This window comes from Mesorhizobium sp. LSJC280B00 (assembly GCF_000502835.1).
GTDB lineage: Bacteria > Pseudomonadota > Alphaproteobacteria > Rhizobiales > Rhizobiaceae > Mesorhizobium.
This window is the reverse complement of record NZ_AYVL01000014.1, coordinates 117,088-133,365: the sequence shown is the minus strand read 5'-3', so window position 1 is coordinate 133,365 and position 16,278 is coordinate 117,088. Positions and strand designations below refer to the sequence as shown.

General features: G+C 63.4%; 17 protein-coding genes and 1 pseudogene. 10 read left to right on the top strand and 8 right to left on the bottom strand.

The features are described from left to right. Window positions 1-4: 4 nt before the first annotated feature. Complete coding sequence (locus tag X773_RS58980) at window positions 5-295, bottom strand: muconolactone Delta-isomerase family protein (RefSeq protein ID WP_023677737.1); 291 nt, start codon at window positions 293-295, stop codon at window positions 5-7. A gap of 117 nt (window positions 296-412) precedes the next feature. On the opposite strand from X773_RS58980, the gene X773_RS58975 reads away from it, so the two are divergent. Then, window positions 413-1,300 (top strand): LysR substrate-binding domain-containing protein, encoded by an 888-nt coding sequence (locus X773_RS58975; RefSeq protein ID WP_023677736.1) that lies wholly within the window; start codon window positions 413-415, stop codon window positions 1,298-1,300. Window positions 1,301-1,394: 94 nt separating this feature from the next. On the opposite strand, the gene X773_RS58970 is transcribed toward X773_RS58975, so the two are convergent. Beyond that, entirely contained in the window at window positions 1,395-2,006 is a 612-nt protein-coding gene (locus X773_RS58970) for a TIGR00730 family Rossman fold protein (RefSeq protein ID WP_023677735.1), read from the bottom strand. Between the two features lie 114 nt (window positions 2,007-2,120). On the opposite strand from X773_RS58970, the gene X773_RS58965 reads away from it, so the two are divergent. From X773_RS58965 to X773_RS58950, 4 genes are all read left to right on the top strand, one after another. Continuing rightward, entirely contained in the window at window positions 2,121-3,626 is a 1,506-nt protein-coding gene (locus X773_RS58965) for a LysM peptidoglycan-binding domain-containing protein (protein WP_023677734.1), read from the top strand. A gap of 60 nt (window positions 3,627-3,686) precedes the next feature. Further along, on the top strand, window positions 3,687-4,061 hold the full coding sequence (locus X773_RS58960) for a metalloregulator ArsR/SmtB family transcription factor (protein ID WP_023677733.1): 375 nt from the start codon (window positions 3,687-3,689) through the stop codon (window positions 4,059-4,061). Between the two features lie 20 nt (window positions 4,062-4,081). Then, window positions 4,082-5,968, top strand: a complete 1,887-nt coding sequence (locus X773_RS58955) for an ABC transporter ATP-binding protein/permease (protein WP_023677732.1) — start codon at window positions 4,082-4,084, stop codon at window positions 5,966-5,968. 89 nt (window positions 5,969-6,057) lie between these two features. Continuing rightward, window positions 6,058-6,405: a hypothetical protein gene (locus X773_RS58950; protein WP_023677731.1), complete on the top strand. Its 348-nt coding sequence runs from the start codon at window positions 6,058-6,060 to the stop codon at window positions 6,403-6,405. 5 nt (window positions 6,406-6,410) lie between these two features. On the opposite strand, the gene X773_RS58945 is transcribed toward X773_RS58950, so the two are convergent. Then, complete coding sequence (locus X773_RS58945) at window positions 6,411-7,277, bottom strand: SMP-30/gluconolactonase/LRE family protein (protein WP_023677730.1); 867 nt, start codon at window positions 7,275-7,277, stop codon at window positions 6,411-6,413. A gap of 263 nt (window positions 7,278-7,540) precedes the next feature. Here X773_RS58945 and X773_RS58940 point away from each other — a divergent pair, with 263 nt between their 5' ends. The 3 genes from X773_RS58940 (at window position 7,541) to X773_RS58930 (ending at window position 9,571) form a co-directional block, all read left to right on the top strand. After that, window positions 7,541-8,239, top strand: a complete 699-nt coding sequence (locus X773_RS58940; RefSeq protein ID WP_023677729.1) for a phosphatidylserine decarboxylase — start codon at window positions 7,541-7,543, stop codon at window positions 8,237-8,239. A 3-nt stretch (window positions 8,240-8,242) separates the two neighbouring features. Then, window positions 8,243-9,058 (top strand): phosphatidylcholine/phosphatidylserine synthase, encoded by an 816-nt coding sequence (locus tag X773_RS58935; RefSeq protein WP_023677728.1) that lies wholly within the window; start codon window positions 8,243-8,245, stop codon window positions 9,056-9,058. A gap of 249 nt (window positions 9,059-9,307) precedes the next feature. Continuing rightward, window positions 9,308-9,571 carry a hypothetical protein gene (locus tag X773_RS58930; RefSeq protein WP_023677727.1) on the top strand — a complete coding sequence of 88 codons (264 nt, stop codon included), beginning with the start codon at window positions 9,308-9,310 and terminating at the stop codon, window positions 9,569-9,571. A 121-nt stretch (window positions 9,572-9,692) separates the two neighbouring features. Here X773_RS58930 and X773_RS58925 read toward each other — a convergent pair whose 3' ends face one another. Together X773_RS58925 and X773_RS58920 are read right to left on the bottom strand one after the other, a co-directional pair. Beyond that, window positions 9,693-11,915 (bottom strand): AMP-binding protein, encoded by a 2,223-nt coding sequence (locus tag X773_RS58925; RefSeq protein ID WP_023677726.1) that lies wholly within the window; start codon window positions 11,913-11,915, stop codon window positions 9,693-9,695. Window positions 11,916-12,056: 141 nt separating this feature from the next. Next, a complete protein-coding gene (locus X773_RS58920; protein WP_023677725.1) occupies window positions 12,057-12,464 on the bottom strand; it encodes a 4-oxalocrotonate tautomerase family protein in 408 nt (135 codons plus the stop codon). 114 nt (window positions 12,465-12,578) lie between these two features. On the opposite strand from X773_RS58920, the gene X773_RS58915 reads away from it, so the two are divergent. After that, window positions 12,579-13,433 (top strand): LysR substrate-binding domain-containing protein, encoded by an 855-nt coding sequence (locus X773_RS58915; protein ID WP_023677724.1) that lies wholly within the window; start codon window positions 12,579-12,581, stop codon window positions 13,431-13,433. 196 nt (window positions 13,434-13,629) lie between these two features. Here the strand turns inward: X773_RS58915 and X773_RS58910 are convergent, their stop codons facing one another. Then, window positions 13,630-14,520 carry a DMT family transporter gene (locus X773_RS58910; protein WP_023677723.1) on the bottom strand — a complete coding sequence of 297 codons (891 nt, stop codon included), beginning with the start codon at window positions 14,518-14,520 and terminating at the stop codon, window positions 13,630-13,632. A 340-nt stretch (window positions 14,521-14,860) separates the two neighbouring features. Between X773_RS58910 and X773_RS58905 the strand changes: the two genes are divergently transcribed. After that, the gene (locus X773_RS58905) at window positions 14,861-15,367 is read left to right on the top strand and encodes an OsmC family protein (RefSeq protein WP_023677721.1); all 507 of its coding nucleotides are present in this window, start codon (window positions 14,861-14,863) and stop codon (window positions 15,365-15,367) included. A gap of 152 nt (window positions 15,368-15,519) precedes the next feature. Here the strand turns inward: X773_RS58905 and X773_RS58900 are convergent, their stop codons facing one another. Beyond that, on the bottom strand, window positions 15,520-15,741 hold the full coding sequence (locus X773_RS58900) for a hypothetical protein (RefSeq protein WP_023677720.1): 222 nt from the start codon (window positions 15,739-15,741) through the stop codon (window positions 15,520-15,522). A 130-nt stretch (window positions 15,742-15,871) separates the two neighbouring features. After that, window positions 15,872-16,177 (bottom strand): annotated as a pseudogene (locus X773_RS0138175) (hypothetical protein); the annotation flags it as partial. Window positions 16,178-16,278 lie beyond the last annotated feature (101 nt).

Below are 16,278 nucleotides of genomic sequence, written 5' to 3'. Positions count from 1 at the left end.
GCGCTCAGCGCTTCGGCCCGAAGCCGGGATATGGCTGCAGCGGCACGATGGCGGCAATATCCATCATGCCGGCCTTGACCAGCGGTAAAGTTGCAAGATGGTGGCGCACATCGGCATCGCTGCCGGCTTCGAACATCATGCCGCTGCCGGGAATGTCGCCCCGATTCCACACCTGACGCATGGCGCCTTCGGCATAGAGCGTGCGGCGCTGCTCGGCCTCGCCAGGCAGCAGCGGCGCGAAATCGGCGTCGGTGAACTTTTCGGTGTTGCGCGCAAGAAGGGCAAAGAACTGCATCGGAATCTCCTGATGTTGGCCGTTGGAATGCGGAAATATTCGCTTCTGCTGGCCAGACAGTCCAAGACTGATTAGGCTAAATTTGAGACCTCACGGGACTTGAGCATCGAAGCAACAATGTTCGACCTGCGCCAGCTCCGCTATTTCATCACGGTGGCCGAAACCGGCAACGTCGGGCGTGCCGCCGAATTGCTGCACATCTCGCAGTCGCCGCTCAGCCGTCAGATCATTCAGCTGGAGGAGCAGCTGGGCGTCGCACTGTTCGAGAGGGCGAGGCAGCGTGTTCATCTCAATGCCGAGGGCCGCGCTTTTCTTGCCGAGGCGCGTGCGCTGCTGGCCCATGCAAGACGGCTGGAGGAGCTCGGCCGCAATCTCGCCAGCGGTACGGTCGGCCGTCTCGCCATCGGTTATGTGGAAGGTGCGGTCCATGCCGGGCTTGTCGCTCGGATGCTGCGCCAGTTTCGCCGCGACCGGCCCGAATTTCATCTTCAACTGAAGGGTCAGCGTTCCGCCGCCCAGATCGAAGCGCTGCGCGAACGATCGCTCGATCTGGGCCTTGTCTACACGCCTCCTTCTGCCGATGATCCCGACATCGTCGCCATGCTCATCATGCGCGAGCCGCTGGTTCTGGCGATGCCGGAAGGCGATCCATTGGCAGAAATCGCGGAGATACTGCCGCAGCAACTGGACGGCCGTACCTGGATAACGGTGGTGCGCCAGCCTGACGACACCAACCGCAGCCAATTTCTCGCCGCCTGTGCGAAGGCCGGTTTCCTGCCCGACATAGCCTATGAGACGACCGATCCGTTGACGTCGTTGGGCTTGGTCAGCGCCGGGCTTGGGCTGGCGACGGTGCAGGCCAGCCTGCGGAGTGCCGCCCCGCCTCAGATCGTGTTTCGCGATCTGCCGTGGTTCGAACGCACCGTCTCGATCCATCTCGCCTGGCGGCGTCAGGATAAGCGTGCGGTCATCGGAGACTTGAGGAAGGCAGTAGGGAAGGAGTGAATAGTGAATAGTGAATAGACAGGCGCCGGTTTGGAAAGTCTTCTACTTCACCATTCACCATTCACCATTCACCATTCACCATTCACCATTCACTCTACATCTTATCAATCACCGACTGCACGCCCTCCGTCGGTGCATCGACGGAGGATCCTGCCACCATGATAGCGGCGACGATTGCTTCCGGATCCTCGACCACCAGCGGCTTGACCCGTTGCGCCGTGTGGATGAAGCCCTCCGTTGCCATGTGGTCGAGTAACGCCAGCATCGGATCCCAGAACCCGCCGACGTTGCCGAAGACGATCGGCTTGCGGTGATGGCCGAGCTGTGCCCAAGTCATGATCTCGACGATCTCCTCGACGGTGCCGATGCCGCCGGGCAACGCCACAAAGGCGTCAGATTTCTCGAACATCCTGTGCTTGCGCTGGTGCATGTTGTCGGTGATGACGAGCTCGTCGAGCCGGTTAAGCGCGGTTTCGGTCGCCTCCCGGTTGATCAGAAAACGTGGAATTATGCCGGTTACCTTGCCACCGGCCTTTAATGCCCCTTCAGCGACGGCACCCATGATCCCTTTAGTGCCGCCGCCATAAATCAGACGCAGGCCGGACTTGGCGATCGAGCGGCCAAGCAGGTGTCCGGCCTTGATATAGGTCTCATCTCGGCCCGGGGACGAGCCGCAATAGACGCAGACAGATCGAATCGTGTTCATGTTATGATTGGTGATAGGGACTATTGGCATGGTCAAGCCCTGGGGCGGGCTTTTTCTTGTCGGCTTTGGTAAAACAGGCTAGACCGAAATTAGGTGGCTAAGGGGCAGGGAAACATGGCAATTAATCCATTGAAGGCGTTTTTGTTCGCGGCTGGCGGCTCTGTCGCCGCGGCGGGAACCGCCTATGTATCGGGCGCGCTCGACCCGTATCTCAATTCTACCCGGCCTGCGGAGGTCGCGGCGCTGACGCCGCCGGCTTCGAAACCGGCCGCTCCGGCGACCGAGGGCCGGCTGCCGCCTGCGCCCGCCGCGTCCACCGATGCCGCAGCGCCCGCGGCGCCGGCCGCAGCAGGTGCAATCGTGCCGACCTTCGACATCGTGCGCGTCGAAAGCAACGGCTCGATCGTCGTCGCCGGCAATTCGGCGCCCAACGCCAAGGTCGAGATTCTCAACGGTTCGGCTGTGCTCGGCTCGACGGTCGCCGGCCCTGACGGCGCCTTTGCCATTATTCTCGACGATCCGCTGAAGCCCGGCAACTATACGATCACGCTGCGCTCTACGGCTGGCAATGTCGTGACCGCCTCGGCGCAGACCGCCGTCGTTTCGATCCCCCAGAATTCCACCGGCCAGGTGCTGGCAATGGTCGAGGAGCCGGGCAAGCCGTCCGAACTGCTCACTATTCCGGCCCCTCAGGCGAAATCTGACGCCTCGCCGCCTGTCGGCGAACAGGCGGCCGTTCAGCCACCCGCCACCGGCACCGAATTGCCGGCTGCCGCAGCGCCGGCGCCAGCCGCCCCGGCGGCTGATGTTCCAGCAGCGCCTGCTCCTGCCGCGCCGGCCGCTGTTGAAGCCGCGCCGGCTCCGGCAGCACCCGCCACACCGGCAGCGCCCGCTACTCCCGCGGTGGAGCCGAAGATCGTCGTCGAAGCTGTCGAAATCGACGGCAACAAGATTTTCGTTGCCGGCCTCGCCGATCCCGGCCGCAAGGTGCGTGCCTATGCCAACGATATCCTGCTCGGTGACGCGAAGACCTCGCCCGACCGCCACTTCCTGGTCGAAGCGACACGCGACATCCCGGTCGGCACCTACACCATCCACGTCGATGCGCTCGACGCCGACGGCGTGACGGTGGTGGCCCGTGCGGCTGTGCCGTTCGAGCGCGAGCCTGGTGAGGCGGTTGCGGCCGTGGCGCCGGCCGAGCAGAAGCCTGCCGTGGTAAAACAAGCCGAGCCGAATGCTCCGGCGACCGAAGCCGCACCGGCAACGGCCGCCGAAACGCCCGCAACTGCCCCCACTCCTACAACCGAGGCCCCGGCCGAAATGGCTGTCGCAACGCCTCCGGGCGAAACTCCCGAGACCGTGGCGCCAAAGCTCGAACATGCCGATGGCGCAGTCATCATCCGCCGCCATGACACGCTGTGGCGGATTTCGCGGCGGGTCTATGGCCAGGGCATGCGCTACTCGACCATCTATCTCGCCAACCAGGACCAGATCAGCAATCCGAACCGCATCTGGCCGGGGCAGGTGTTCAAGGTGCCGGAGAAATCGAAGGAAGGCGAGCCCGCCGATCTCAAGGCAATGGGCGACCAGATGACGACGGCGCCAGTCAAGACCGAGTAGCCGTTCTGCCCATCAGGATAGCTTGCGGCAGGGCCAGTCATCGTTTATCGCCGATGGACGATGACCGAATCCCCCCTCGTAACGGACCGAAGCCGCGCGGCAGATGAACGCGCGCCGGCCAACTGCACGCCGGCCAACTGCACGCCGGATAGCCGCGCTGTCGCGGTCCGGCTCGCGGCCCTTTCGCATCCAGCGCGGATCGAAATTCTCAAACACCTTTCCGCAAGCCGTTCCTGCTGCTGTCGCGAGGTCGTCGAGCATCTCGACCTGGCGCAGTCCACCGTTTCCCAGCATTTGAAGATCCTGGTCGAGGCCGGGCTGATCCGCTTCGAGCCTGACCGCCAGCGCTCGCGCTATGAGCTCGACCGCGCCGCGCTCGCCGATGTTTCGGCATCGCTGGCCGCGCTGGTCGATTCCTGCTGCTCCGGCCGCTAAAATCATAAAGGTAAACAAGAATGGCCGAGAAAACCGTTTCCGCAGATTCCGGCTCGACCTTCAGAACGTTGCGCAATCTCTGGCCCTATATGTGGCCGGCCGACCGTGCCGACCTGAGGGCGCGCGTGGTGTGGGCAACCGTACTGCTGGTTGTCGCCAAGCTGACCCTGGTGGCCGGACCCTATTTCTTCAAATGGGCGACCGACGCACTGGCCGGCGATAGCAAATCGCCGCCGCCGCTGCCGGCCCTGCTGCTGGCGCCGGTCATGCTGGTCGTCGCCTACAATGCCGTGCGGCTGGTGCAGCTCGGCTTCAACCAGTTGCGCGACGCCCTGTTTGCACGGGTCGGCCAGCATGCGGTGCGCCGGCTCGCCTTCCGCACCTTCGTGCACATGCACGAACTGTCGCTGCGCTTCCACCTCGAACGGCGCACCGGCGGACTGTCGCGCGTCATCGAGCGCGGCACCAAGGGCATCGAGACGATCGTCCGCTTCACCATGCTGGCGACGGCGCCGACAATCGTCGAATTCGCGCTCACCGCCGGCATCTTCGCCGTCACCTATGGCTGGCTATACGTCTTGGTGATCGCGGTCACGGTCTGGCTCTATGTCTGGTTCACCGTCAGGGCGAGCGATTGGCGTATTTCGATCCGCCGTGAGATGAACGAAAGCGACAATGAAGCCAGCACGAAGGCGATCGACTCGCTGCTCAACTACGAAACAGTCAAATATTTCAATAACGAAGCCATGGAGGCCGAGCGGTTCGACCGGTCCACGGCGCGCTATGAGTTGGCGGCGACCAGGACCTGGACCTCGCTTGGCTGGCTGAACTTCGGCCAAGGTGTGATCTTCGGTATCGGCATGACCGTCGTCATGGTGATGTCGGCGCTCGAGGTGAAGGCGGGCACACAGAGCGTCGGCGATTTCGTCTTCGTCAACGCCATGCTCATGCAGCTTTCGGTGCCGCTGAATTTCATCGGCATGATCTACCGCGAAATTCGCCAGGGCCTGACCGACATCGAAAATATGTTCGATCTGCTCGACGTCAAGCGTGAGATCGTCGATCGGCCGGGCGCCAAGCCGCTGGTCGTCGATGCCGGCAGGGTCGAGTTCCGCGACGTACATTTTTCCTACGACCCCAACCGCAAGATCCTGAAGGGCATCAGCTTCGAGGTGCCAGCCGGCAAGACGGTGGCCATCGTCGGCCCCTCCGGAGCCGGCAAGTCGACCATTTCGCGGCTTCTGTTTCGCTTCTACGATATCCAGCGCGGCAAGATTCTAATCGACGGCCAGGACATTCGCGACGTGACGCAGGAGAGCTTGCGCGCTGCCATCGGCATGGTGCCGCAGGACACGGTGCTGTTTAACGACACCATCGCCTACAACATCCGCTACGGCCGCGTCGGCGCCAGCGAGGAGGATGTGCGCAAGGCGGCAGAACTGGCCCAGATCGGACCGTTCATCGAGCGGCTGCCCGACGGCTATCGCTCAATGGTCGGCGAGCGCGGATTAAAACTGTCCGGCGGCGAGAAGCAGCGGGTGGCGATTGCCCGCACCATTTTGAAGGCACCGCCGATCCTGATGCTCGACGAGGCGACCTCGGCGCTGGACAGCCACACCGAGCAGGAGATCCAGGCGGCACTCGACCTGGTCAGCCAGGGCCGCACCACCCTCGTCATCGCCCATCGGCTGTCCACAGTGATTTCGGCCGACGAGATCATCGTCCTGCAGGATGGCCAGATCGCCGAGCGCGGCACCCATGTCGCCTTGATAGCCAAGCGCGGCCTTTATGCATCAATGTGGGACCGCCAGCGCGAGGCAAGCGAGGCCGAGGAGCGGCTGCGCATTGCCCGCGAAAGCGACGAGTTCGGCGTCGTCGTCCGCCGCCGCACCTCGGAGGTGAGCTGAAAATTCGTGCTTGACCTCAACTTAAGTTGAGATCGTAGGCCGTTTTGGATCGCAGCAAGATGCGTCGTTCAAAAACGGAGACAATCGATATGAATGGGATAAATCAGGCAGTTAGTGGCGGCAGTATATTCCGGGTGGACAAGTTTGTCGTTCCGGCCAACGCCCGCGAGGAGATTCTTGCCAAGGTCCGGATGACGCATGATTTGCTGCGCCAGCAGCAAGGGTTCGTCCAGGATTTCCTGCTTGAGCAATTCTCGGGGCCGGGCGAGTTCAACCTCGTGACCATTGTCGAATGGGAAGGGCAGGCCGCCGTCGACAAGGTCGTGCCGATCATCAAGGCCGCGCATGAGCGCAGCGGCTTCAAGCCTCAGGAGACCATCGCGCGACTTGGCGTCAAGGCCGATATTGCCAACTATCAGCGGATTCCCGGGATGTAAGCTCTCTACGGCCAGCCGGCGCCCGGCGTGGTAGCCTCGATCCTGAGCACCTGGCCGGTACGGGCATCGCTGATCATATGTTCGAAGCCGCGCCATTCGGCGGCGACGATGAACAGCGTTTTTCCCTCGCTGCCGCCGAGCATGCAGGCAAAACAGCCGCGATCGACGTCGACGCTTTCGAGCATTGCACCGCCCTCGCGCACCCGCACGCAATGCCGGTTGGGAACGTCAGCGTACCACGCCGCACCTTCGGCATCGAGGCAGATGCCGTCGGGAAAACCGTTGCCGAGATCGGCCCAGACCCTCCGGTTGGAAAGGCCACCATCGGCAGCGATGTCGAAGGCGGTCAGCCGGTTGGCGTGGGACTCGGCAACGATAAGCGTCTTGTTGTCAGGCGTCACCGCCATGCCATTGGCGAAGGCGAGGTTCTCAGCCACCTGCTGAACCGAGCCGTCAGGCGCGACCAGCACGATGGCGCCGGGGCCGAAATGCTGGCCGGGACCCGGAGCAGGCCCACCACCATTGACATAGATGTTGCCGCGTCCATCGACGACGATCTCGTTCCACGGGCTCTTCGACAGGTGTCTCAGATCGGCATGGGTGACCAGCCTCCCGTCTGCCTCCTGCCTGAGGATCAGCCCTTCGCAGCCGGAGACGACAAGCAGGCGCCCGTCCGGCAGCCAGTCAATGGAATAGGGCAGGGTGGCCGGCACGGTGAGCGCGATCTCGCTGTTGCCCAGGGCGTCAACGGCGATGATCTGGCCTGTGCCCCAGTTGCAGAACCACAGCCGGCCGTCGTGCCAGCGCGGTGACTCGCCGAAGGCCAAGCCGTTCATCACCACTTGCACTTGCCTAGCTGCTGATTTCTGCATGGGCCGAGAACCTCGGGTTTGCGCAAATCGTCATGGCCGAAAGGCCGATGAGAGGCGCTGTCTTGCCAAGGACGGGCGAGAGTGCTGCGTTCCGACAATCGCAATGAACATTTCCGGTTGATCGCTTCGGCGGTCCGGATGCTGCTAACGGCATCCTGAAACGGCGGCGACCGCCACCCCCCGAGCGCTCTCATTGTCGCGTTGCGACCGCGGGGTGTTTCCGCTATTGAGGCCGGACTTGGAACCAAGGTTGCCCTCATCCCATGAGCCTCGTTGACACGATCAAGAATGCGTTCGTTCCGATCCATCGCGAGGGTTATCCCTTTATCGCTGCGTTCGGCGCGGCGACGCTCTTTCTTGGCTACTTCTCCTCGACCCTGTTCTGGATCGGTCTCATCCTGACGGCCTGGTGCGCCTATTTCTTCCGCGATCCCGAGCGTGTCACGCCGATCGACGACCGGCTGGTTGTCAGCCCGGCCGACGGCATCGTCTCAGCGGTTGGCCCGGCCGTGCCGCCGCGCGAGCTTGGCCTCGGCGGCGGCGAAATGACCCGCATCTCGGTATTCATGAACGTCTTTTCCTGCCACGTTAACCGCTCTCCGGTGCGTGGCCGCATTTCTAGGATCGAGCATCGGCCAGGAAAATTCCTCAATGCCGAACTCGACAAGGCGAGCACCGAGAACGAGCGCAACGGGCTGGTCATCGAAAGCCCCAATGGAACGGTCGCCGCGGTGCAGATCGCCGGCCTTGTGGCGCGGCGCATCGTCTGCTGGGCCGAGCCCGGCGGCGCCATCGGCACCGGCGAGCGCTTCGGGCTGATCCGCTTTGGCTCGCGCGTCGATGTATTCCTGCCCTCGACCGCGACGCCGCGTGTCGCCGTCGGCCAGACCGCGGTTGGCGGTGAGACGGTGCTGGCGGAATTCGGCGGCGTTGCCGCAACGCCGCTCGTGCGGATCTCCTGACCGGTGGCCCCGCCGTTCAAGAAATTCGAGGCGCATGGCGGCGGTGGCCCGCGCATTCGCGAAATCCCGATGCGCATGGTGCTGCCCAATTTGGTCACGGTGCTCGCCATCTGCGCCGGCCTGTCAGGTATTCGCTTCGGCTTCGAGGGCCGCTTCGAGCCAGCGGTGGTAATGGTGCTGCTCGCGGCCTTCCTCGATGGTATCGACGGCCGTCTGGCGCGAATGCTGAAGGCGACTTCCAAATTCGGCGCCCAGATGGATTCGCTGGCCGATATCGTCAATTTCGGCGTGGCACCGGCGCTGGTGCTCTATGCCTTTCTGCTCGACAGGGCAGGTTCGCCGGGCTGGATCGCCGCGCTGCTGTTCACCATCGCCTGTGGGATGAGGCTTGCCCGTTTCAACGTGCTCGACGAAGAGCTCGACCGTCCGCAGTGGCAGACCGAATATTTCGTCGGCGTGCCGGCGCCGGCGGGTGCGGTGCTGGTGATGCTGCCGCTCTATCTGTTCTTCCTCAGGCTTGGGCTTGAACCCAGCCGCCTGGCAGCCTTCATTGCCACCGGCTTTACAATATTGGTGGCGTTCCTGCTGGTCAGCAGACTGCCCGTCTATTCCGGCAAGAGCGTCAGGATACCGGGCGACAGGGTGCTGCCGATCATCCTCGCAGTCGTCCTCTACGTCCTGCTTTTGATGACCTATCCCTGGTATACGCTGACGGCCTCGGTTGCCGGCTATCTGGTCTTCTTGCCGTTCAGCGTGCGCGCCTATTCGAGACGCGCCAAGCGCGAAGGCGAGAAGGTGCCGTCCTCGGATATTGGTTGACAGATTTGGTGCCAGTTCGCGTTGCGCCTGGCAGTGCATGATTCCGAAAAGGGTCGTCCGTTTAGACTCAGGACCGGCTCACACAGCGCGCGGCGCTGTGGAATGCACCTCAAAAACACCGGTTTCGGAACTTGCTGGGCGGCTAGACCGTTTGTGTTTGGTAGGTCCGTCTGAGCGGCTGCTCGTGGTACGTCATCTACGTCGCGCAAGCTGCCGCATCGGGCTCAGAACCATCGGAAACGAGGAGAAATGGCTGTCATCCTCATCGGCGTGTTACTGACTGTCGCCGGCCTCGTCTATATGGCGGTAGCAGCCATCATGCGCGGGCGGCTTAGTGAACCGGCCGCTGTCTCCACCGCGCCGGACAGTCCGACGCCTTATCTCGCAACACCAGGTCCGACCCTGGAGCCGCGGCGGCGCGGGCTCCGTTTTCTCGGCCTGTCGCAGAACTGGCCGGGCCTGCTGATGATGGCGGTCGGCGCCATTCTGCTGTTGTCGGTGGTGGTCTTCTAATGCATTCGCGCAAAAGTGTGCAGCGGTTTTGCGATAACGGCATGCATAAAAGCAAGAATCTAAAGCGCGTCGCACAAGGCCGGTCGAACGCGACGCGCTTTAGAGTTCTCGACAGCAAACCTCAGGCGGCTGCGCTCAGTCCCAGCCTCTCGAGTGCCAGCTTTCTAGTCGAGACATAGTCGGTCTTGCCGGAGCCCAGTACAGGGATCTCCTCGACCTTGACGATGTCGTTCGGCACCATCAGTTCGGCCGCGCCGGCTTTTTTGCCGAATTCGCGCAATTCGTGGGGATCGGCATTGTCGGCGGTGGTGACCAGAACGAGGCGCTCGCCGCGCCGCTTGTCCGGCACCGCTACCACGGCGTGATGCTCTTCCGGCCACAGCGACTGCACCAGCATCTCGACCGCACCAAGCGATACCATCTCGCCGGCTATCTTGGCGAAGCGCTTGGCGCGGCCGCGAATGGTGATGAAGCCTTCGCGATCGACCGAAACGATATCGCCGGTGTCGTGCCAGCCTTCGAGCGGCTGCAGCTCGCCAGGCCGGTCGCCGGTCATGTAGCCCATCATCAGGTTCGGCCCGTCGAGCCACAGCCGGCCGGCGTCGCTGATGCCTTCGACCGGTTCGAGTTTCATGCGCATGTCCGGCAGCAGCCGCCCGACCGTTCCGTCGCGGCCGTGGATGGCGGTGTTGACGGCAACCACTGGTGCGGCCTCGGTCAAGCCAAAACCTTCGATGATCTCGGCCTGGAAGCGCTCGCGGTAAACCCGGCGCGTCTCCGGCTTCACCGCCTCGGCACCGGCCACGACGAAGCGCAGGCTGGAAAAATCGCCGTCCTTGGCGGTGCGGGCATAGTTGGCGAGGAACGTGTCGGTGCCGAACATCACCGTCGGCCGGACCTTGCGCGCCACCTCCGGAATAAGTTTGTAGTGGAGCGGTGACGGGTAGAGGAACAGCTTTACTCCGGTGACCAGCGGCAGGATGGTGCCGCCGGTCAGCCCGAACGAGTGGAACACCGGCAGCACGTTGAGCAGGATATCGGCCGGCGAGATGGTGATGCGAGCTTCCGCCTGCATCGCATTGGCAAGAAGGTTCCGGTGCGACAGCACCACGGCCTTGGGCGTGCCTTCCGAGCCGGAGGTGAACAGGATCACCGCCGGCTTGGCTGCATCCTGGCGCTGCAACGGCCAGCGCCACAGCAAGCCGGCTGCGGCCTTGTCCAGCACGGTCACGCTTGCGCGGACATCCTCCAGCCACAGCAGTTTCGCCCCGCCCTTTTCCACCGCCTCGACGATGTCGGCGAGGTTGGCCTTTTCGACAAAGGCGCGTGAGGAGACCACGGTTCGGATCATCGCCGTGCGGACGGCGGCGGTGACGCTGGCCGGGCCGGCGGTATAGTTGATCATTGCTGCCACCCGCGCAGCCGACAAAAGTCCGACGAACGACAGCACGACGCCATTGGCGTTGGGCAGGAGCAGCCCAACCGCTTCGCCCGGCGCTGTTATTGCCTCGAACCGTCGGCCCAAAACCCTGGCGCCGATGAACACTTTCCGGTAGCTCAGGGCACCGCCAATGACGTCCTCGATTATTGGGTGCGAAGCGCCAACACGGTCGGCCGCATCGCGCATGGCGAGGAACAGCCCTCGGTCGAGATCACTGCCGAAAAGCCTGGCCTCGGCGAAGCGATCAAACAGCGCATTGGTATTGGAGGCCTGATCTGGGTTCCGCGCCACCAGCTCGGCGATGGTCATCGGCTCCAGCGCGCTGATCGACAGCTGCGGAAACCAATGGCGCGGCGCCTTGTCCGCCGGCGTCAGCGAGGCCGGCAGGCTGCGTGCGCCGGCAACGAAGACCGGCACGATACGGGCGTCGGCCTGCATGGCGATACGGGTGATGGCGCGAAACAACCGAAACGACTTGACGTCTGGCTCGACCGCATCCGGCAGGTAAACGGCGAGCCGGCCCTTGCCCTTCAGCACCCGCACCAATCTGCGGCTGACGAAGACATGCTCGGCGTTGAAGGCGATTGTGCGGCCGAGCTCGCGCCACGGCTCCAGCCACGGCGATCTGGCCGAAGCCTGGTCGAGGATGTGCAGCGTGTCCTCCGGCAGCAGCGACAGCATCAGCGCCGGCTCGATGCGTGACTGATGCCAGATGACATAGATGACCGGGGCCACCGACCTGCGCGCAATCTTGATGCGCTCGTCGCTGATCCGGTAGGCGAGCTTGAACGGCACGTAGAGCAGCGCCTGGCTCAAACGCAGGCCGAGGCGGAACTTCTCCACCACGCCGATCAGCAGCCAGGCCGCGACAAGACCCGCAAGCAGCGCCAGTGTCAGGATCATCGCCGCATCTCCCAACGATCTCACGTCACGGCTCTTCAGTGGCCGCTTCGGGTGAGAACCTAGCCGAAGTTGGATCAACGTCAATGCGGCTCCATTTTTCCTTCTCTTCTATGTTTGATTCGGCTCGGCTGCCTATCGCAGCTACGCCGCTTTCATCCTTCCGCTGATGAACCGGAATTCCTGCGTCTTGCCGCCAAAGCCATAGGCGGCTGCAGGCACTTCATGCACGAGGGCGTAGCTTTCCTCATGCACCTTACCCAGCAGCCGGCCGAATGCCGCGAAAATTGCCTGCAGATACGCCTCCAGTTCGAGCTTGGTGTTGGTGCCGTCGACAACCTTGATGTCGAGCCAGGCCGTGTTGGTGCCATGCTCGGCCAGCGACTTGCCGCCGGCGAACCAGTGCTCGGGGTCGTGATAGGAAATGGCAACAGCTGTGATCGTCGCGTCCTTGCGCAGATGCGTGGCCGTCAGTTCGGTCACTTCCTTGGCAATGGCGGCGGACAAAGCGGCATCGGGCTTGCCGGTAACGCTGACATTGATGATCGGCATATTTCTTCTCCTCGGTTTCAAGCGGCGCCTCTTCGCCGTCGAGAAAATCATGCCATCGTCCTTTGATCAAAAAAATCGAATTGTTTTTGATAAACACTTTGATAGTGTCGAATTATGCAGATGTTCGATCCCGACCTCCTCAAGACTTTCCTCGCTTTCGTCGACGGCGGTTCCCTGGCGCGGGCCGCGTCGATCGTCGGTCGCTCGCCGTCCGCAGTGACCGCGCAGATGCAGCGGCTGGAGGATGTTGTCGGCGAACCGCTGCTGGTGCCGCAGGGGCGAGGGCGCGGCCTGACGTCGGCAGGCGAGGATCTGATCGTTCACGCGCGTCGCATCCTTGCCGCGCACCGCGAGGCGTGGCTGGCCCTCAAAGGCGCGCACGCCGACGGGCGCGTCGCCATCGGCACCACGCAGGATTTCGCCGACAGCGGCTTGCCGCAGCTTCTCAGGGCTTTTGCTGTCAGCCATCCGCGCGTCAGGATCGAACTGCGCGTCGGCCGTTCCGCCGAACTGGCGCAGGCTTTGCAGGCCGGCACCCTTGATCTGGCCATTGCCATGCGGCAGGTGCCGACACGGGACGAAGTCGGTGTGCTCAAGGAACCAATGATCTGGCTTTGCTCACAGAACGGGTTGGCCACCCGCCACGACGAACTGCCCTTGGCGCTGCTCGATCCCCATTGCGGGTTTCGCGAAGCGGCGACCAGTGCACTCGATGCGGCCAGCCGTCGCTACCGCATTGCTGCCGGCAGTGCCAGCCTCGCCGGCCTGCGCACGGCGGTGCACGCCGGCATCGCCTTGACGTTGAGGACGGCGCGCTTCGCGCATTCCGGCATCGTCGAGGCGCCGCGCGATCTTGATCTGCCGCCGGTGCCGGTCGCCGAATTCGCCGTCCGCTTGCGTGAGGATGCCGACCGGCCGGCCCAGGATCTGGCAGCGTTGTTCAGCGGCAACCTGGCCTTGGCCAATTGAGCCAGCAAAGAAAAAGCCGACCTTGCGGTCGGCTTCTAAGTAGGACGGGCCGAGGGGTTTGGGGGGACTTGGGGTGGCCCGTCGCAGCCATAATGCCTGAGCCCTATGATGGTTCCATGACTTTTCAAATTAATTTTCAGGACCGGATTTCTCGTGATCGGACCACCAACTCGCGCTCGGACGCGGCGAGGATTGGTCATGCATCCGCTGCGCGCTGCCTGGCCATCAGCCAGTCGCGGCCGGCGTGAGCGAACACCGCGCAAAGCACGATGGCGCCACCGACCATGCTGGCTGCCGGCGGGATCTCCGCCAGGAACAGGAAGGCAAACAGGATCGCGAATGGCACTTCAGCTGAACCCAGCAATCCGGACTCGGCCGCCGGAATAAGCCGGGTGCCCTCCGTCCACAGGATCGAAGCCAGCGCGAATGAGGCGCCGAAGGTGGCTAGAAGCACAGCGTCCCTGGCCGAGACAGCCAGCGGATCGGCGACGAACCAGCCGAGCACGAACAGAAGGAATGCCGACACCGCACCCGCCCACACCACCGGCGTGTCGCGGAAGGCGCGCACCATGATCATGTAGAGCGCGCTGCCGATCGTCATCAGCAGCGCCAGCCCGTCGCCGAACAAATGGCCGGTGCCGAAGCCGGACCAGACCATGATTGCCACACCGCATAGTGACACAGCAGCGGCGGCAAGCGTCTGCAGCCGGAACGGCTCGCGGACCAACAGGAGGGCCAGCAGCGCGGTGACGAACGGGACCGTGGCATAGATGATCGCGACATTGGCGACAAAGGTGAACTTGAACGCCGAGATAAAGGCGATGCTCCCGAGCGCGCCCTCGATCGCCAGCAGCCAGCCTCGCCAGCCGAGCCGCAAGCTGTCGCGACCGCCGGAGCGCTGGCGGCGCCATAGGACATAGAGGCTGATCAGGATCGAGCCGACGAAGCCGCGCCAGCAGGTAATGGTCAGCGGGTCGGCATGGATCGATTTGGTCAGCACGCCGGTGAGGCCGAAGACGGCCGCCGATGCCGAGACCAGGATGATGCCGAGGGTACGCTCGCGGGCGCTTTCCACTGTGCATGGCATGTCCAGCGATCCCGTCATCTCACCAGCCTACGCTGCCCCTTCCTGACACCATAGTGTCAGCTTGAGGCGTCCTGCATCGAAAACAGCAGGTAGGCAGCCCCGGTGAACAGGATTCCGGCAAGAACCCGTTCGCGGGTTTCCACGATGGCGATATCGGCCATATGTCCGGCGGCCTTACGAATGTGTTGCGAGAGACGGTGTGAAGGCGTTGGATGCTCCCCGTATCGTCAGGCTATACGGGCGAAACCCTGCCAAGCGCTACGCCCGTGGCGACTTGCGTTTGGGCAGGCGGCATCGCCGTTAGGCAGCGAAGCCAGGCAACTGTGGGAGAGAAAACGAAATGGACGCGATCGCATTGAAGGCCATGCAGACGCCGCTGAAGGTGGCCTATCGCGACGACGCCTCGCGCGCGCTGATTACTCTCCGCGCCAAAGGCTCGATCGACGACCAATCGATCGCCTGCAAGGTCGAGACAGGCAGGGCGATCGCCATTGCCGGGCTGCATCCGGCGACCGGCGGCACCGGGCTCGAACTCTGCTCCGGCGACATGCTGCTGGAGGCACTGGTGGCTTGCGCCGGCGTCACGCTGAAGGCGGTAGCGACGGCGCTGGAATTCAAGCTTGGGGCCGCCACGGTGGAAGCCGAAGGCGACCTAGACTTTCGCGGCACGCTTGGCGTGGCAAAGGATGCGCCGGTTGGCTTCCGCGCCATCCGGCTGACATTTGGCCTCGACACCGACGAGCCGCAGGAGCGCATCGATGCGCTGCTCAAGCTGACCGAGCGCTACTGCGTCGTGTTCCAGACCATCAGCCAGAAGCCGGAGCTGACGGTAAGCGCGCGACGCTGACGATTTCCCCCCTTGAGGGGGAGATGTCGCCGAAGGCGACAGAGGGGGTTGTCTCGCGTGAACGCCAACCGCTGCAGCAGGCCGAGCCCGGTGGGACCAACCCCCTCTGGCCTGTCGGCCATCTCCCCCTCAAGGGGCGAGATCACGCTGTCCTACTGCGCCGACGGCTCCTCGGCGTCGCCCTCGTCGGCGAAGGGCGAGGCGCTCGGCACGCACTGCACCGACCAGCCGGCCGGCGTCGGTTGCTTCTGGTATTCGGTTATGGCGAAGGCGCACTGTTCGCGGGTGTCGAATGTGCTGGGCAGCACGACCATGCCGCCTTGCGGGCCGGCGATCACCAGATACCAGACTAACGCTACGCTCGGTGTCGCCATGAGTATTTCCTCGCTCTGCTTGTTTTGGGAGTCGCACGATCCTAGCAACTCCGGCCCAGCGGCGAAAGCTGGGCCAAAGCGCGGCGTTAAGCCACGGCATCACAGCCACGTGATGGCGGGTCGTTTTGGTTCAGTTCACCGCAAAACAATAGAACAGGCCGTCGCCGCCGGTGCCCTTCAGCGCTTCCTGGCTGCAGCCACCGCGTGACGCATGCGAGGAATTCCACGATTTGGCGGCTGCCGAATCATCGAGGCCGGTACGATCGTGATGACCCATCATCGCCACACCTTCTGCTCCGCTCAGCGTCCAGTCGCCGCAGGTCTGGTCGGCTATTTTCGTGCCATCCGGCTTGGAGCCGGTCAACACGTCGTGCCGGTTGGGCGTGTCGCCGCGGCCGTTGACCATTTGGCCCTTTTCGTCGAGTGCCGTCTGTCTGCGACGACGCGGCGCCGATTACTGCAAGCAGCGCGGCGGCAGTCAAGAGAAGCAGCCTCCGCATATGGTCCTCCGTTTCTCGAATTGTGGCACCCGAACAA

Bases quoted from the DNA above. Each gene is read 5' to 3' on its own strand.
- X773_RS58980 (WP_023677737.1), bottom strand. From the start codon at position 295: ATGCAGTTCTTTGCCCTTCTTGCGCGCAACACCGAAAAGTTCACCGAC.
- X773_RS58975 (WP_023677736.1), top strand. From the start codon at position 413: ATGTTCGACCTGCGCCAGCTCCGCTATTTCATCACGGTGGCCGAAACC.
- X773_RS58970 (WP_023677735.1), bottom strand. From the start codon at position 2,006: ATGAACACGATTCGATCTGTCTGCGTCTATTGCGGCTCGTCCCCGGGC.
- X773_RS58965 (WP_023677734.1), top strand. From the start codon at position 2,121: ATGGCAATTAATCCATTGAAGGCGTTTTTGTTCGCGGCTGGCGGCTCT.
- X773_RS58960 (WP_023677733.1), top strand. From the start codon at position 3,687: ATGACCGAATCCCCCCTCGTAACGGACCGAAGCCGCGCGGCAGATGAA.
- X773_RS58955 (WP_023677732.1), top strand. From the start codon at position 4,082: ATGGCCGAGAAAACCGTTTCCGCAGATTCCGGCTCGACCTTCAGAACG.
- X773_RS58950 (WP_023677731.1), top strand. From the start codon at position 6,058: ATGAATGGGATAAATCAGGCAGTTAGTGGCGGCAGTATATTCCGGGTG.
- X773_RS58945 (WP_023677730.1), bottom strand. From the start codon at position 7,277: ATGCAGAAATCAGCAGCTAGGCAAGTGCAAGTGGTGATGAACGGCTTG.
- X773_RS58940 (WP_023677729.1), top strand. From the start codon at position 7,541: ATGAGCCTCGTTGACACGATCAAGAATGCGTTCGTTCCGATCCATCGC.
- X773_RS58930 (WP_023677727.1), top strand. From the start codon at position 9,308: ATGGCTGTCATCCTCATCGGCGTGTTACTGACTGTCGCCGGCCTCGTC.
- X773_RS58925 (WP_023677726.1), bottom strand. From the start codon at position 11,915: ATGATCCTGACACTGGCGCTGCTTGCGGGTCTTGTCGCGGCCTGGCTG.
- X773_RS58920 (WP_023677725.1), bottom strand. From the start codon at position 12,464: ATGCCGATCATCAATGTCAGCGTTACCGGCAAGCCCGATGCCGCTTTG.
- X773_RS58915 (WP_023677724.1), top strand. From the start codon at position 12,579: ATGCAGATGTTCGATCCCGACCTCCTCAAGACTTTCCTCGCTTTCGTC.
- X773_RS58910 (WP_023677723.1), bottom strand. From the start codon at position 14,520: ATGCCATGCACAGTGGAAAGCGCCCGCGAGCGTACCCTCGGCATCATC.
- X773_RS58905 (WP_023677721.1), top strand. From the start codon at position 14,861: ATGGACGCGATCGCATTGAAGGCCATGCAGACGCCGCTGAAGGTGGCC.
- X773_RS58900 (WP_023677720.1), bottom strand. From the start codon at position 15,741: ATGGCGACACCGAGCGTAGCGTTAGTCTGGTATCTGGTGATCGCCGGC.